The organism is Candidatus Weimeria sp. HCP3S3_B5 (assembly GCF_052064335.1).
GTDB lineage: Bacteria > Bacillota > Clostridia > Lachnospirales > Lachnospiraceae > Weimeria.
This window is the reverse complement of the sequence record NZ_JBQHVU010000007.1, coordinates 34,242-49,734: the sequence shown is the minus strand read 5'-3', so window position 1 is coordinate 49,734 and position 15,493 is coordinate 34,242. Positions and strand designations below refer to the sequence as shown.

Annotated in this window: 13 protein-coding genes; 1 reads left to right on the top strand and 12 read right to left on the bottom strand. The window is 45.9% G+C overall.

What is annotated here, in order from left to right:
• Positions 1-250 precede the first annotated feature (250 nt).
• The 7 genes from ACTNCK_RS04975 to ACTNCK_RS04945 form a co-directional block, all read right to left on the bottom strand.
• Positions 251-1,234, bottom strand: coding sequence for a TIGR03943 family putative permease subunit (locus ACTNCK_RS04975; RefSeq protein ID WP_441081331.1), 984 nt, complete (start codon positions 1,232-1,234; stop codon positions 251-253).
• Between the two features lie 9 nt (positions 1,235-1,243).
• Positions 1,244-2,314, bottom strand: a complete 1,071-nt coding sequence (locus ACTNCK_RS04970) for a GTP-binding protein (RefSeq protein WP_441081330.1) — start codon at positions 2,312-2,314, stop codon at positions 1,244-1,246.
• Position 2,315: 1 nt separating this feature from the next.
• Positions 2,316-4,082: an arginine--tRNA ligase gene (argS, locus tag ACTNCK_RS04965; RefSeq protein WP_441081328.1), complete on the bottom strand. Its 1,767-nt coding sequence runs from the start codon at positions 4,080-4,082 to the stop codon at positions 2,316-2,318.
• The gene (locus ACTNCK_RS04960) at positions 4,079-4,600 is read right to left on the bottom strand and encodes a QueT transporter family protein (RefSeq protein ID WP_441081326.1); all 522 of its coding nucleotides are present in this window, start codon (positions 4,598-4,600) and stop codon (positions 4,079-4,081) included. Before ACTNCK_RS04960 ends, argS begins: the two co-directional genes overlap by 4 nt.
• A 109-nt stretch (positions 4,601-4,709) precedes the next feature.
• Positions 4,710-6,044, bottom strand: coding sequence for a phosphoglucosamine mutase (gene glmM, locus ACTNCK_RS04955; protein ID WP_441081325.1), 1,335 nt, complete (start codon positions 6,042-6,044; stop codon positions 4,710-4,712).
• Complete coding sequence (locus ACTNCK_RS04950) at positions 6,041-7,945, bottom strand: acyltransferase family protein (RefSeq protein ID WP_441081323.1); 1,905 nt, start codon at positions 7,943-7,945, stop codon at positions 6,041-6,043. The genes glmM and ACTNCK_RS04950 overlap by 4 nt, the downstream gene beginning before the upstream one ends.
• Before the next feature lie 100 nt (positions 7,946-8,045).
• Positions 8,046-10,601: a hypothetical protein gene (locus tag ACTNCK_RS04945; RefSeq protein WP_441081322.1), complete on the bottom strand. Its 2,556-nt coding sequence runs from the start codon at positions 10,599-10,601 to the stop codon at positions 8,046-8,048.
• 89 nt (positions 10,602-10,690) lie between these two features.
• Here ACTNCK_RS04945 and ACTNCK_RS04940 point away from each other — a divergent pair, with 89 nt between their 5' ends.
• Entirely contained in the window at positions 10,691-11,659 is a 969-nt protein-coding gene (locus ACTNCK_RS04940; protein ID WP_441081321.1) for a ribonuclease H-like domain-containing protein, read from the top strand.
• Here the strand turns inward: ACTNCK_RS04940 and ACTNCK_RS04935 are convergent, their stop codons facing one another.
• The 5 genes from ACTNCK_RS04935 to ACTNCK_RS04915 all read right to left on the bottom strand — a co-directional run bounded on the left by ACTNCK_RS04935 (position 11,660) and on the right by ACTNCK_RS04915 (position 15,439).
• Positions 11,660-12,433: a CheR family methyltransferase gene (locus ACTNCK_RS04935; RefSeq protein ID WP_441081319.1), complete on the bottom strand. Its 774-nt coding sequence runs from the start codon at positions 12,431-12,433 to the stop codon at positions 11,660-11,662.
• Between the two features lie 64 nt (positions 12,434-12,497).
• Positions 12,498-13,577 (bottom strand): 30S ribosomal protein S1, encoded by a 1,080-nt coding sequence (gene rpsA, locus ACTNCK_RS04930; RefSeq protein WP_441081317.1) that lies wholly within the window; start codon positions 13,575-13,577, stop codon positions 12,498-12,500.
• Positions 13,565-14,416, bottom strand: coding sequence for a 4-hydroxy-3-methylbut-2-enyl diphosphate reductase (gene ispH / locus ACTNCK_RS04925; RefSeq protein ID WP_441081316.1), 852 nt, complete (start codon positions 14,414-14,416; stop codon positions 13,565-13,567). The genes rpsA and ispH overlap by 13 nt, the downstream gene beginning before the upstream one ends.
• A 5-nt stretch (positions 14,417-14,421) precedes the next feature.
• Entirely contained in the window at positions 14,422-14,790 is a 369-nt protein-coding gene (locus ACTNCK_RS04920) for a Rid family detoxifying hydrolase (RefSeq protein ID WP_441081315.1), read from the bottom strand.
• 19 nt (positions 14,791-14,809) lie between these two features.
• The gene (locus ACTNCK_RS04915) at positions 14,810-15,439 is read right to left on the bottom strand and encodes an esterase (RefSeq protein ID WP_441081314.1); all 630 of its coding nucleotides are present in this window, start codon (positions 15,437-15,439) and stop codon (positions 14,810-14,812) included.
• Positions 15,440-15,493: the final 54 nt, after the last annotated feature.

Here is a 15,493-nt window from a genome sequence, read left to right as displayed (position 1 = left end):
TCCGAGAAAGTACTGAAATAAGTCAGAAAATGGCAATCATAAATCCTTATGGCCAGAGTCTTATTTATGGCTACATAGGGTCCAAACAGTAACGAAGTCTGATGTCTGAGCTTTTTGAAAGCTATAACCATAATTCCTCTAACCTCTGACCTCTCACCTCTGACCTCTAACCTCTCACCTCTAACCTCTGACCTCTAACCTCTCACCTCTGACCTCTAACCTCTGACCTCTCACCTCTAACCTCTCACCTCTAATTAAAGTACACCAGCTCCTCTTCCTGACTTGCCGGCCTTTCGGCTTCCTCAATGCTTACAGGATAGAGCACCGGTCCCTTTCCTCTGTATTCTCTGGCAAACTCGTTCTTCACCTTTGCCGTCAGATGGATCCAGCTCTTGTGTCCTATGTCAGCTGCATTATCGTATCTGACTGGCATACCAAGATACTGTATATCCTGGACGCAGCAGGTCATGGCGAATCTTCCGGCTACAAAGGTGCCCTTGTGAAGCTTGCCCTTGCCCTCTTTTGGATTATAGACAAGGCCAAGGAAATCAACTGTCTTGCCGTTGTATTTCTTGGGATTGTCCATGCAGTCCATAAACCACAGAGCATAATCGGCATCGGTGATATGGAGCTCGTCAGCATTTATATCAAAAGGCAGCTCATCCGGACGATTGTCGATCGAGCCGTCCTTTCTCTCATATACTATCTGAGCGCGTCGGTTAAGTCCCTTGACATTTGCCCGGAACTTGGCCTTAGGGGTAGCATCATCGCATCTGTTAAAGATTATCACATCTGCACGGAACATCTGCTCCTTTATCATCGTACCCATATTCTTAAGGTACATCTCAAAGGTCGTAGCGTCTACAGTGCATATGCTCTGGACTATTACCCAGTCTGCAGGGCCATCCATCTCATAGAGAAGGCTTGACTCCCATGTACCGTTGTATTCTATGAAGACCGCCTCAGGATCATACTGATCCTGCAGCGACTGCAGCTTCTCAAGTGTGAAGTCGTCCTTGTCGTCGATCTCCACATAATCGACGCCGATCTTATCCAGCTCGTCAGGATCCATCTCGACATCTCCATCCTCGCATGATATGAACAGACATCTGTCAAAATCATCCGTAAAGCCATTATCGAAAATGGTCTCCTTTGCAAGAGTGGTCTTTCCGGAATCCATGAAGCCGAAGAATACATATACGGGGATCTCGCCGTTTTTTTCATCAGTGTTCATTTCTTATCCTCAAATACCGAAAAGCTCCTCTACCTTGTCTTCCTTTACGTCGGTTCCGATCACAACGAGCCTTCCTGTGACATCAGCCTCTCCGCTACGGATCTGATATTCTCCGTCTACCAGGTCAAAGTATATCCAGGTCCCGTCCTCTGCAGGGACGATTCCCTTGGAGCGGACTATGTAGCCGTATTCATCGCTTTCCGACATGGCCTTAAGAGCATTCTCGATCGTTTCTCTCGTAAACTTATGTGCTGTCTCCCTGCCCCAGGTAGTAAAGATATCATCTGCGTGATGATGGTGATGACAGTGTCCGCCATGCTCGTGCTCATGGTCGTGCTCCTCGTGATCGTGGTGGTCATACTCGTCATGATCATGGTGATCATGCTCATCGTGATCATGGTGGCAATGTCCGTCGTGGTCATGATGATGCTCTGCCTCTTCCTCCTCGTGGTGTTTTGCAGCCAGCTCAAAGACGGCCAGATTATCCTTTCCTGTTATAGCGTCGAAGATCTTCTTCCCATCGAGCTGATCCCATGGAGTCGTGATCACTACAGCTTCCTTATTCAAAAGCTTTATCTGATCGACAAGAGCCTCAAGCTTATCCTCCTCCATCTTCTGGGTACGGGAAAGAACGACTGCAGTCGCATGCTCTATCTGATCATTGAAGAACTCTCCGAAGGCCTTAATCTGCTTTCTTGCCTTCAGGGCGTTTACTATCGTCACAAGAGCACCGACATTTATTTCCTCACTCTCTCCTACCTCAAGTACGGAAACCTCGATGTCAGAAAGCTTTGCGACACCTGATGGCTCGATAAGGATCCTGTCAGGATGATATGTCCTTATGACATCATGAAGATTCTTCGTGAAGTCTCCGACCAGAGTACAGCATACGCAGCCGCCGTTTATCTCAGAGACCTGAATCCCGGTATCCTTTAAAAATCCAGAATCAATACCTATCTCACCGAATTCGTTTTCAACGATCACCACCTTCTCGTCCGAAAATACATCGGATACGAGCTTTTTCATAAATGTGGTCTTTCCGGCCCCTAAGAATCCTGAAATAATGTCTACCTCAGTCATGCTACATCCTTTCCGGTGCTTCAAATCCAAGCAGATCTATCCCTGTAAGAAGCACCCTTAAAGTCAGGTCAAGAAGTGACATATAACTCGTCTGGCGGTCTAAGTCCTCGCAGGCGAGAATCTTTGTCTCATGATAAAAATGATTGAAGGCATTTGACAGCTCGTATATATACTGACAGATGCGGTTAGGCATATTCTCCTCATAGGCAGCCCTTATGCTGTCCTGGAATGGCGCAAGTGCTAACAGAAGGCCTCTCTCACTCTCGGTCTTTGGAGGAAGGATCCTCTTCTCGGAAAGCTTCCTCCCAGACTGCTCGTATTTCCTGATTATAGACTTCATCCGGACTATGGTATAGAGGATATATGGACCTGTATTTCCCTCGAACGAGGTAAACTTGTCTATATCAAAGATATAATCCTTTGAAGGCTGGTTGGAAAGATCACCGTACTTTATAGCAGAAAGAGCTACTATATCGGCTGTCTTTCTGGCCTCATCCTCCGGCAGGTCGCCGTTTGAGATGATCTTTTCGTACATCTTCTGATCGACCTCATTTATCAGTGTAGAAAGACGCATCACGCCTCCCTCCCTGGTCTTATATGGCTTGCCATCGGTCCCGTTCATTGTACCGAAGCCTATGAAATCAAGCTGGCAGGAGTCAGGGACTATGTTGCACTTTCTGGCTGCCCTAAAACACTGTATGAAGTGGAGCTCCTGTCTCTTGTCGACCACATAGGCTATCCTGTCCGGATGATAATCCTTTACCCGCCAGATCATGGTAGCCAGATCAGTCGTATTATAAAGGGCTGCTCCGTCAGACTTTAATATCATGCATGGAGGGATCTCCTTCTTGTCGCTATCCTCCTTTACATCTACGACAAGAGCCCCCTCGCTCTCGTATGCAGTCCCCTGCTCCTTCATATCGGAGACCATCTGAGGTATGTAAGCAGCCGCATCGGACTCGCCCTTCCAGAGGTCGAAGCTTACATTAAGCTTCTTATAGTTCTTCTTCAGGTCACTAACGCTCACATTCATGATATGAGACAGAAGTGCTCTGTAGCCGCGTCTGCCCTTCTGAAGCTCCTTTGTAGCTAAAAGAGCCTTCTCATGATAGCTCTCATCCTCCTTGGACTTGCCGGAGGCACATGGGTATATCTCCTCAAGCTCAGAAATGGTAAATGGAGGCTCATCAGGATAATCTCCGCTGTAATCCGGATCAAAATATACCAGATCAGGCTTTCTCTCCTGAAGCTCAGTGATGATAAGACCCATCTGAAGGCCCCAGTCACCCAGATGGACATCACCTATTACTGTGTGTCCTGCGAATCTGGCTATCCTCTTTATCGACTCTCCTATGACAGCGCTCCTCAGATGCCCGACATGGAGAGGCTTTGCTACATTAGGGCCGCCGTAATCAAGGATTATGGTAAGAGGCCTCTTTGGGAGATCAAGCCCGAATCTGTCCGATCCGGCCATATCATTTCCATATTCAGACAGGAATTCGGGACTTAGATCAAGGTTTATAAATCCAGGCTTCAGCGCCTCCGCCCTGCTGAACATGCTGCTTGAAGCAAGCTGCTCTGCTACCGACTCAGCAAGCACAATCGGTGCCTTGTGATACTCCTTTGCTGCTGCAAGAGCACCATTGCACTGGTACTCACACAGGTCCGGACGGTTTGAAACTGTTACTTTTCCATAAGACGAGTCTAAGCCGGCTCTTGTAAAGCCGGCTTTTACCTCATCAGATATCAATTCTATTAATTCCTTCATTTCCTGACCGCTTCCCTCTGTACCTTTGCCTCTGCAGGGAAAAGTACATTTCTGTATCTGTCTAGAATCCTTTTAAGGACAAATCCAAAGATAAACACTGAAACCGCCTCTCCCGCTCCAACTGTGGCTACAAGATAAGGATATGCATCTCCTACTCCGTAGGCACCGATAAGGATCACCGGCACAAGCAGCGCATTGAAAAGCACCGGCGGGATAGTGTAAATGAGTCTGTGCTTTCTTAAAAGCCTGGTGCAGACTGCAGCAGCAAGTGTGATAAGACTTCCGAATATCACATCATAGACCGCAGATCCTGTGATCAGATTCGCAAGCAGACATCCGATGAAAAGTCCCGGAACCGCTGCCGGTGTAAAGACCGGCATCACTGTAAGTGCTTCCGATATCCTGACCTGGATTGCACCACTTGCCAGATTGAACTGGGCGGCACTTACTGTAAGTACCACATAAAGTGCTGCAATGATGCCTCCATGTGCTACATAAAGGGCTGTGTTTCTCTTCATAATATTAAATTACCTCCTAGTATTTGTTTAACGTGTGGATGGAATCTCGAACACACGATGTTCTCATTGTAACATAGGCTTGTCACAATATAAAGCAGATGTCTTGTACTTAATTTAGTACATTCTCAATCGTCCTTACCATCTGATCGACATACTGCTCACAGAGTTCCCTAGTGTCAGCCTCTGCCATGACTCTTACCACAGGCTCTGTACCACTGGCTCTTAGCAGTATGCGTCCGTTCCCCTCGAGCTCAGCTTCTATCTCCTCCTTGCACTTAAGGACATCTGCATCATTTAGTATCCTTTCCTTATCGCTTACCCTTACATTCTTAAGGACCTGCGGATACTTTTTCATACCGGAGGCTAAGGTATGAAGGGATGTCTTTTCCTCCATTATGACCTCCATTATCATGATGGCGGTAAGTATACCGTCACCGGTAGTAGCGTGCTTAGAGAAAATGATATGTCCTGACTGCTCTCCTCCCAGCACATAGCCATGCTCTACCATGTCCTCATTCACATACTTGTCTCCGACTGTCGTGACATCGTACTCGATACCATTCTTCTCAAGCGCTTTGAAAAGTCCGAGATTTGCCATAATGGTGGCTACGACATGATTACCGTCAAGCCTGCCGTGCTTCTTCAGATAGCTTCCGCAGATATATATAATGTAGTCTCCGTCTATTACCTGTCCGATCTCGTCTACAGCTATGCATCTGTCCGCATCCCCGTCAAATGCGAAGCCGCAGTCAAGCTCCTTTTCCTTTACCAGGCTTACCAGATTATCAATATGGGTCGATCCGCAGTCCAGATTGATATTCAGTCCGTTCGGCTCGTTTCCTATAGCGACAGTCCTGGCTCCCAATGCGTCAAATACGCTCTTTGCTATGTTAAACGTAGATCCGTTTGCACAGTCAAGGCCTATCCGCTTTCCCTTGTATGACCTTGTCGCAAGAGAGATCAGATAACCTATGTATCTGTTTCTTCCGATCGCATAATCTATAGCCACCCCTATATTCTCTCCTGAAGCAAATGGAACCTCGCCAGTCTTTCCATCGAGATAATCCTCTATCTGGCTCTCAATGGCAGCTGACATCTTGTGTCCGTTGCCATCCATAAGCTTGATACCATTGTCGTAGAACGGATTATGGCTGGCACTTACCATTACTCCACAGTCGAAATCCTCAGTACGGACGACATAGGCAACTGAAGGTGTCGTCGTCACATGGAGAAGATATGCGTCAGAGCCTGATGAGATGATCCCGGCCACCAGAGCATACTCAAACATATAGCTTGATCTTCTGGTGTCCTTTCCGATCACTATCCTGCCTCTCTTCTCTCTTCCGTAATACCATCCCAGATATCTTCCGATCCTGTATGCGTGATCCGCTGTCAGGACCTTTCCTGCCTCGCCGCGAAATCCATCGGTTCCGAAATACTTCATTTGTTCTCCTTTTCAATCCTGATAAGATCCAGATCATCCTGGATCGCATCCTTTATCATTCCTGCGTATTTTTTCTGTCCCTCAGGCTTTAAATGGATGCCGTCGTGATAGAACCAGCTGTCATGCCCTGCAGCGAAGCTGTGCCAGTCAACAAGAGTCACATTCTCATTCTTATCACAGAGCTTCTTTATCACCTTATTGGAGTCATCCTCCCACTGGATCGAATCACCGAAAACATTTACCCAGTATATGTGACGGTCACTTCCTATCAGATCTATAAGATCCTGTCCGGCCTTTTCATTGAAGACTCCATTGGTTCCAAGAGCTATCACCACTATCTTGCCAAGGGTCTTTTTCTTTTTGTAATTCTTTACTATATCCTTCGCATCCCAGAGCTGTCTGGACTCATGTGCATTTACGACTGAATCCTTTGGCAGGACCTTTAGTAACTCAGGCGAAGCGCCAAGCATCACTGAATCACCGATAGTTGTGACAGGGACCTTGTAGTCATCCTCTTTTTCCGGCTTTTTCTTGTCATCCGGTGTCTCTTCCGGCTTCTTGTCAGATGAAGCATTCGACGATGCAGAAGGCTTCTTGTCTGATCCGACTGTATCTCCAGTTTTATTATTCCCCCTGGTCTCCTGCTGCTCTAAGAGCTTCTGATTGGCAGCAAGCTGCTTTTCAAGCTCTCCGGTATCGGAATTCTTCTTTCCAGAGAAAATTGTAAAGAATATGCCAAGAACTATAAGAACGATAGCAGCAACTGCGCCAGCAAAAAGCGCAGGCCCTGATGCTCTTGAAATACGCGCCTGTCTTCCCTTTACTACAAGCTTTGTCATTTCATGTTCCCAGATGGCAAGCAGTAAAATAATGCCAAGCTGTATCAGAGGAGCGCATGGGATCCTTGTCCATTTCTTTACATTGAATAGAAAGATAACAGGATACATGAAAAGATACATCTCATAGCTTCTCTTGCCTATAAAATCAAGCACGGGATTCTCAAGGATCCTTCCAAAGGGAAGTGACGGCTCTGCCGTGATCATAACGAGAAGAAGGAAGACAAGCGTCACAAGCTGCATATAGCCTGTATATGTAGGATCTGCCATCCCGTCTGTGAATATAAATGAGATGACCACAAATGCCAGTCCACCGATAAACAGTGGCAGTGAGGCCTTTCTTGCATTCCTGTTTTTAAAAAGAGTAAACTCTGATCTGCCTGCTCCTGCGAATCCTAAAAGAGCTCCTGCCGTAAGCGCATACAGCCTTGTATCAGTCCCGTAATATACCCTTGTCGCATCATTTCCGAATGGAAGGAGAACTCCCATAAGCACTGCGGATACCACAGACAGTATCAGGAAAAAGATAAGTCCTCTTGCCTTTCTCCCGCGTGTAGAAAGTATCAGATAGATCAGATATAGAAGAGGCCAGATCAGATAGAACTGCAGCTCTACAGCCAGCGACCAGATATGAGTAAATGGTGTGGCATTTGCTATCTTTGTGAAATATGATGAATTCTGGGCTATCTGCCACCAGTTATTGTATCCGAGCAGGATCGATACTGTCTCACCCTGAACGCCCTCAACTGCTCTCGGATAAATGAAATGAAAGGCAGTGACTGTAACGAAAACAGTCATTATAACAGGCGGGAAGATACGTATCAGTCTCTTCTTATAGAAGCCTCCTACCGAGAACTCTCCCTTCATCCTGCTTCTTTCACTTGTCAGTGCTATAAGATATCCCGATAGCACGAAAAAGAGAGAGACTCCTAAGAATCCTCCCTTGATCGTATAGGGAAACATATGATAGAAAATAACTCCTATGATCGCGATCGCCCTTAGTCCATCAAGACCATAGATATGTCCGTTGTTGTCTGCTGTACCTGCACTTCTATTAACAGCCAATTTTCCTCTCCTTATCGTTTTACTCTGTAATAGTTTGACATTTTTCAGGCACAGTTTCAAGTACTTTCTTTTGAAATAAATGAAACATTATATTAACAACTTATTTTACCACTGTACTCTTTACCCCGGACCAGGAGCTGTAGATCTTCTTTCCATTAGCGGTCTGATAGTAGGTCCTGACCTTGAAATAGTAGCGCTTTCCTTTTTTCAGGGACTTCATAGTATATGATGTTTTGTTCGTTGTCTTTGTTTTTGTGCCCTTGCTTACAGATTTATTGGTGCCTGCCTTCACCTGATATCCACTTATACCGGAAACCTTATTGAACTTTACCGTTGCCTTTTTCTTTCCGGCGCTGACCTTTTTTATAGTGGTCTTTTTCGGAACGATCTTGTAGGTCGCGGTAATAGTACCTGTATAGTTTCCCTTGAAGGTAAGCGTCACCTTAGCTGTACCAGGTGTCTTGTTGTCTGAATCAGCCCTGGTATAGTCACTATCCTGACCGAGCTCTGCTGCGATAGCGTTGTCTATAACAGATAACGCCGGCTTATGGGTCTTTCCATCGTAGGTTATTGTTTTAAGCCCGCTTACTGATATGCCGTCCGTTTCCTTGTAGAGCTTTCCTGCGTCCTTTGCCTCAATCGTGTAGCTTACTGTAAGAATGCCCGTGTTAGTGCTATTCTGTGAGGTCGAGCTGCCTGTTGACCCGGTAGATGAACCTGTCGAGCTGGAAGCTGTTCCTTTGAAATTGTTGATACCGGTTATGGTAAAGCTGTAATCTCCTGCATTTACCGAATCCGGAAAGGCTGAGATAGTATAATCGGTCCCAAGCCTTAGGGTATTGCCTCCGATCTGGACCACAACAACATTCGGGTACTGTCTGCTTCCGTTGTAGGTATATGGCGATGAAGGAGTCAACGTCACTGTAGCCTTTGAAATATTGCCCTTGGTGATCTCAAAGCTCTTCGATGCTGTCCCTGTATAGTTTCCCTTACCTGTTACGGTTACGACTGCTCCTGTTCCTATAGCCTTATTATTGCTGTAGGAATAAGTGAAATCAGTTCCTGCCTTAAGGACTGTTGATCCGACCTTGATCTCCGGCTCTGGAGTAATAGGTCCTCCTGTATAGGAATATGTCGGAGCAGCCGATGATTGGGACGAGCCCTTCTGGCCGCTGTCACTGTCCTTGAATGTAAATACAGCTGTAGATAGGTCAAGAGGCGTGATATCAAATGATGCCTTTGCACTTCCGCTGTACTGCCTGACTGTCCCTGAGCCTTGGCTGCTTCCTGATGAAAGTGCCTTTGCCGTGACTGTGACTGTCATCTTGCCGGCATTGATATTGTCTGAGTAAGCGATATCATAGGCACTCGCCGGTACCTCTGCATCATGATAGGTCACCACCACCTTAGGCTTCTTCTCCTTGCCATCATATACGATAGGAGTCTTTTCCGAAGGATCTAGACTGATCCTCGTGCTTCCGTCAGAAAGATTTCCTCCTGTGGACGGCTGTATCCTGAATGTGATTGACTTATTCCCGGTATAATTTCCCTGTCCGGCTGCTGTGATAGTAGCTGTCTGAGGTGCCGTGATAGTTGCTGCAGCTGTATTTCCGCTATAGGTCAGCTTGTAATCCACTCCCTCGGTAAGCGTCTTCCCGTTCAGACTCAGATTTACCTTAGGTGTTATCGCCTTTCCTGTAGCATAATATGTCCTGCTTTCGGCCAGACTCATAGCAGCATCGCTCAGGTTCCCCTGAGTCACCTCGAGCGGCACATTAAATGTCATGTCATCTCCGGCTATGTTTGCCGTATAGCTTAAGTATGAGCCCTTTCCTATTGAATTACCGGTTACCCTGTTTCCGTTTATTGTATAGTATGATCCTGACTGTGCCTTAAGGCTGCCAGAAGCTCCCTGAATGGCATAGGTATTTTCTCCGCCACTTGTGGTCTTTACCGAATAAGTCACATAAGGGGCCTCTCTTGTCGTCCCCAGAGAAAGACTCATGGTCTTGTCACATGTGGCAGTATTACCTGTAAAGACTGTACTTCCCGAATCAGCAGAGCCGTCACGGAAATCGTATACGGCATAAATGCCGGAGACATTTGCTCTTATTATCTGTCTTTTGACATCGGTATAGCCTGTCAGAGTATTATCAGGTAATGCTGCTGGCTGATCAGATTTTCCAAGTACAAGAGAATAGTAATCCTTATCCTTAAACTTCACATGGCCTATACCACAGGCATTGTACTTAGAGGTATCTACAGTCCATGTCGGCTTTGAATCTGCTATCTCCTCATCCAGAAAGTTGCTTGTATTTCCTGTGTTTCCATCATCCGTTATAAGCTCAGGCGCCTTGCTGTCCGGGCGAGTCTTGTCATAATAAAGTGCCAGATCCTTTGCTCTTTCGACAGCCAGCTTCTCGAAACCAGAATTATACTTAAGCTCGCCTTCGCTTATAGTTTTTTTAATGTTGCTATAGATTTCTGATACATCACTCTGATAGACCTGTACATTATAAGTAACATTAATAAGCCCTGTCTCTGAAGCCCTGGCTGTCACCAGATAAGCTGCGCTGTCTGCAAGAGTCCCCGATGAAAAAGCAAGCATCACGCCAAGACCCACTGCTGCGATTCTTTTTATAATTCCTTTATACATAGATAACCTCCATGCCAAAAACTCATCCACCCTTTTTTAGTATACCACACCCACTTGATAAAGAAAACACATTCCCCTACAATATAGGCATGAAGGAAATCACACAAAGCTTTGAAATAAAAGACAGAATAAAATATCCGGAAATCTTTGCACGCTATCATCATAATGGCGATGTCTATATAACTATAGAGACAAACGGCCTAAGCAGTGAGAGGAATCGAATAATCTCCTTTAGTGCAGGATGGATAGAAGGTGACAAGATTATGACACTTATCTACGCCTCCACCAACGATGACGACGAGCTATCTATCATAGAAAAGGCGATTGAAACCATAAAGAGGGCTGACCGGATAGTGACCTATGGCGGCGATACGTTTGATCTGGCCTTTATTTCAGGGCGGGCAGAAGTATATGCAAAGAGGCTTGCAATCGGAGAGTCATATGATATAAAAAAATCCATATCTCCCCTGAAAAGACTGCTCCCGTCCGGCTCGCTTTCACTTTACAGCCTGCTTGAGGAGATGGGATTAGCTGACCCTTCTATCCCTGACGGTAAAACTCTGGTCACTTTATATAAGACATTTATTAAGACAGGTAGCGATCGTTATATAGATCCTGTGAATAAACACAGCATATTCAAGCTTACCGGGATAATGAATCTCCTCACATTAAAAGACTGCCTCGGGATAAACCGTGCTTCTGTTTCGATAGAGGAAATGGCAAGTGATGAGAACAGTCTCAGGGTAAAGGGTAAAACAGATATTCTATCCCCGATCAGGCTCTGCTTCAGGCTGCCTGGAATCGAGCTTAGCTTTATAGGGAAAGAGTTTTATGCAGTTTTCGAGCTCTGTGGCGGGAAGCTTCGAATGTATTTTCCAGATCCAGCCTCATATGTCAGACTGCGCTCTGACGGATCACTGATCCCTAAGGAGCTTGCCTCCTCGCTTGACAAAAGCTCATATGAGAAGGTAACAAAAGAAAGCTGCTTCTCTCTTGCGGATATACCCAAGGATAAGAAACAGCTTGAAAGCTATATAAGAAGTCTTGAAAAAATGTGATCATTTCTTCTGGTAGAAGAAGGAGCTTCTTCTGGAAAATCCAAGCTCCCTGTAATCCATTATCTGCTCGGTGCTGCCTATGAATAACAGGCCGCCAGACTTTAAGGATCTGTTGAACTTCTGATAGATCTGTGTCTTTGCCTCATCAGTAAAATAGATCACCACGTTGCGGCAGAGGATCAGATCAAGACCCGAAGGATACGGATCCTTTAGCAGATTGTTTTCCCGAAACTCCACTCTCTTCCTTATATCCTCAGAAATCTGGTAGGAGGAACCTACCCTGCTGAAATACTTCTGTCTAAGATCTACAGGAACTGACTTTATGCTTTTCTCATTATAAAGTCCGACCTTTGCCTTTGCTATGACCTGCTTGTCGATATCGGTCGCTATTATCCTGATCTTCTCCAGCGGGAGATGCCTTGACAGACACATGACCAGAGAATAAGGCTCGTCACCTGTAGAGCAAGCCGCACTCCAGATATTAAGTCTCTGTCCGAACTTATCTATCAGATAAGGAAAATACTCCTGATCCAGAAGCTTCCACTGATCCGGATTCCTGTAAAACTCAGAAACATTGATCGTGAGAAAATTCACGAACTCATCAAAGGCCTTCCGGTCCTCCCTTAAAAGCCTTATATAATCTTCATATGATGAAAGCTTGTGCTTCGTGATCAGAGAATCTATCCTGCGGCGCATCTGCTTTTCCTTGTAAGAGGAAAGATCTATCTTTGTAAGTGCATAGACCGCCGTCTTGAACTGCTCATAGCCCTCCATAATGAACCTCCATCAAAAAAGGCCAGGCATTTTCTGCCCGGCCTTCCTTTGCATAGCTAGAAAATTACTGCTCGTCTGAGCTGTTGTCCCTGTTGTCATCCATTGCCTTGATAGAAAGGCTGATCTTGTGATCGGCTTCTCTGAACTCGACAACCTTTGCATCAACTTCCTGTCCAACCTTCAGTACGTCTGACGGCTTATCTACATGATCCTTTGAGATCTGTGATACATGAAGCAGAGCATCTACTCCAGGTGCAAGCTCTATGAATGCACCGAAGTCTGTCATCCTTGCTACCTTACCATGTACGATATTGCCTACGGCATACTTCTCAGAAGCATTGTTCCAAGGGTTCTCATCCGGGAACTTCATCGAAAGTGCGATCTTCTTGTCGTGGATCTCCTTAATGAAGACCTTTGCCTTGTCACCGACCTTTAATACCTTTCCAGGATTATCGATCCTGCCCCAGCTCATCTCAGAGATGTGAAGAAGTCCGTCGATACCGCCAAGATCGATGAAAGCACCGAAATTGGTAACGTTCTTTACTGTTCCCTCGATAACATCGCCGACCTTGAGGTTTGCAAGGAGTTCTTCCTGCTTCTTCTGCTTCTCCTCTACGAGGATAGCCTTTCTGTTTCCGATTATACGTCTCTTGCGAGGATTGAACTCTGTGATGATGAATTCAATCTCCTGGCCATTGTATTTGCCAAGATCCTTCTCGAAGGTATCTGATACAAGGCTTGCAGGGATGAATACTCTGGCCTCGTCTACTACTACTGAGAGTCCGCCGTTTAATACCTTTACTACCTTGCCTGTAAGAACCTCGTTGTTATTGAAAGCCTCTTCGAGCTTCTTGTTTCCTCTCTCCTGTGCAAGACGCTTGTAAGACAGTGTGACCTGTCCCTCTGTCTCGCTGTATTTGACTACTACAGCCTCCATTGTGGAACCAACAGAAGTAACTGTGGTGAGATCGAGACTGGAGTCATTCGAATACTCGCTTCTTGTGATCACTCCGTCTGCCTTTGTACCGATATTGAGGATAATCTCGTCAGGCTTTACGGAAATAACCGTTCCTTCTACCACATCTCCTGCGCGAACCGTCTTGAATGACGCGTCCAGCATTTCGTCAAAACTCATTTCTGACATCTACCAATGACCTCCTGAATAATAATTGCTGGGGTTGATGCTCCGGCTGTAATACCAACGACATCAGCACTGCTTAAGATATCAGGATCTAGATCATCCGCTGTCTCAATGAAGTGTGTCCTCCCACACCTCTGGCTGCATATCTCATACAGCTTACGGGTATTCGAACTGTTCCTGCCGCCGATCACAAGACACACGTCCACTTCCCCAGCGATGCGTGCTGCCTCCTTCTGACGGTCCTCTGTCGCATTACAGATCGTATTCAGAGCACTAATATCATAACCTTTTTTATTCAGGATTTCAACTATATCTTGAAATTTCTTGTAGTTGAATGTAGTCTGTGAAAGTACCAGTACCTTCTTATCCTTTTCCTCAAGGTTAAATTGCTCTGCTTCCGCGGCTGAACGGATGACAGAATAGTCCTTCCCTCTTATCCATCCTATGATCCCCTGGATCTCAGGATGATCCGGATCTCCGATTATTATAATGTAGTCTCCCTTGCCTGAAGCCTCCATTGCCAGATTATGGATCTTTTTTACAAAGGGACAGGTCGCATCGACTAGTATGTGGCCTGCTGCCTCTATGGATCTTTGTATTTTTTCAGATACACCGTGTGAACGGAGGATAACGGTGCCTCTTTCATAAGTTCCAGGATCATCATCCTCTCCCATCACGGCAACTCCCTTTGCTGCCAGATCATTCACTACGGATTCATTATGAATGATAGGTCCATAAGTATAAATGGGCCTTGTCCCTTTCTCTATCTGTTCTTCAACAAGAGATACAGCTCTCTTTACGCCGAAGCAGAAGCCAGCGCTTTTTGCTACTATTATTCTCAAGATAATTATACCTCTGCTGTGGCCTCTATCTCACAGAGCATGCCTGCCGGCAGGTCCTTTACTGCGACACAGCTTCTTGCAGGCTTTGATACGAAGTATTTTTCATATACTGCATTAAAGGCTGCAAAGTCAGCTATATCAGCAAGGAAGCATGTGGTCCTTATGACCTTTGAGAAATCAGATCCAGCCTCCTTTAAAAGCTCTCCTACATTCCTGCAGGCCTGATCTGCCTGAGCCTCTATACCCTCTGCTGCCTTGCCATCTTTTGGGTCCACACCTATCTGACCGGACAGATATGCTATCCCGTTTACTATCATACCCTGAGAATATGGTCCTATAGCCTTCGGCGCCTTATCTGTGCTTATTGTCTGCATGTCTTCTCCTTTCGATATGTCAAGCATCTGACCCAAGAACCCATTCAAAGGCCCTTGCCGTCCTTTTCTCGGAATCCATAAAATGGTTTCCCTTATTCCATTCAAGAATACAGTTTACTCCTTTTCCCCTGATAATGGAATATGTCTTTTTTATCTGCTCTCCCACACAAGCCAGCACCTGATTCTTAGTCTTCTCCTCCTTGTCCCCGAGGCTTAGATAAACCGATCCGGTCCTGATATCATGCCGGTCCAGATAGGCAGTAAATCCACTGAACCAGACCGACGGTGAGGCAGCGGCTGCACCTGCAAAAATGTCCGTTTCTGTAACTGCCCAGAGCGCAAAAAGTCCTGCCAGCGAGTATCCTCCTATATAGTATTTCTTTTCCGGATCATCGCAGAGCCTTTTTATCTCCATAAGTGTCTCCTGTGCTCCTCCGCCAAAGGCCTGATCACCGAAGACAGCAGAAGCCTCCCATGGCGAGAGATCCCTGTTCCAGTCATCCACCTTTATGGCGATCAGACCGATATCCCTTGTCTGTCCCACTCCTATAAGGTCTGCCTCCTGGTCCATAAGAGAGAGATCATGCTCATCTACAGGCTGTATCAGTACTGAAGGCGCATCTGCACTGCCATATCTATATATGTCCATATATTCCTCCACGGATCTTTGCATATGCTGATATCATTGCTTTTTCTTCCATAA

Excerpts from the sequence above, each read along its gene's own strand:
- ACTNCK_RS04975 (WP_441081331.1), bottom strand. The coding sequence starts at position 1,234 with ATGAACACTGATGAAAAAAACGGCGAGATCCCCGTATATGTATTCTTC.
- ACTNCK_RS04970 (WP_441081330.1), bottom strand. The coding sequence starts at position 2,314 with ATGACTGAGGTAGACATTATTTCAGGATTCTTAGGGGCCGGAAAGACC.
- argS (WP_441081328.1), bottom strand. The coding sequence starts at position 4,082 with ATGAAGGAATTAATAGAATTGATATCTGATGAGGTAAAAGCCGGCTTT.
- ACTNCK_RS04960 (WP_441081326.1), bottom strand. The coding sequence starts at position 4,600 with ATGAAGAGAAACACAGCCCTTTATGTAGCACATGGAGGCATCATTGCA.
- glmM (WP_441081325.1), bottom strand. The coding sequence starts at position 6,044 with ATGAAGTATTTCGGAACCGATGGATTTCGCGGCGAGGCAGGAAAGGTC.
- ACTNCK_RS04945 (WP_441081322.1), bottom strand. The coding sequence starts at position 10,601 with ATGTATAAAGGAATTATAAAAAGAATCGCAGCAGTGGGTCTTGGCGTG.
- ACTNCK_RS04940 (WP_441081321.1), top strand. The coding sequence starts at position 10,691 with ATGAAGGAAATCACACAAAGCTTTGAAATAAAAGACAGAATAAAATAT.
- ACTNCK_RS04935 (WP_441081319.1), bottom strand. The coding sequence starts at position 12,433 with ATGGAGGGCTATGAGCAGTTCAAGACGGCGGTCTATGCACTTACAAAG.
- rpsA (WP_441081317.1), bottom strand. The coding sequence starts at position 13,577 with ATGTCAGAAATGAGTTTTGACGAAATGCTGGACGCGTCATTCAAGACG.
- ACTNCK_RS04920 (WP_441081315.1), bottom strand. The coding sequence starts at position 14,790 with ATGCAGACAATAAGCACAGATAAGGCGCCGAAGGCTATAGGACCATAT.
- ACTNCK_RS04915 (WP_441081314.1), bottom strand. The coding sequence starts at position 15,439 with ATGGACATATATAGATATGGCAGTGCAGATGCGCCTTCAGTACTGATA.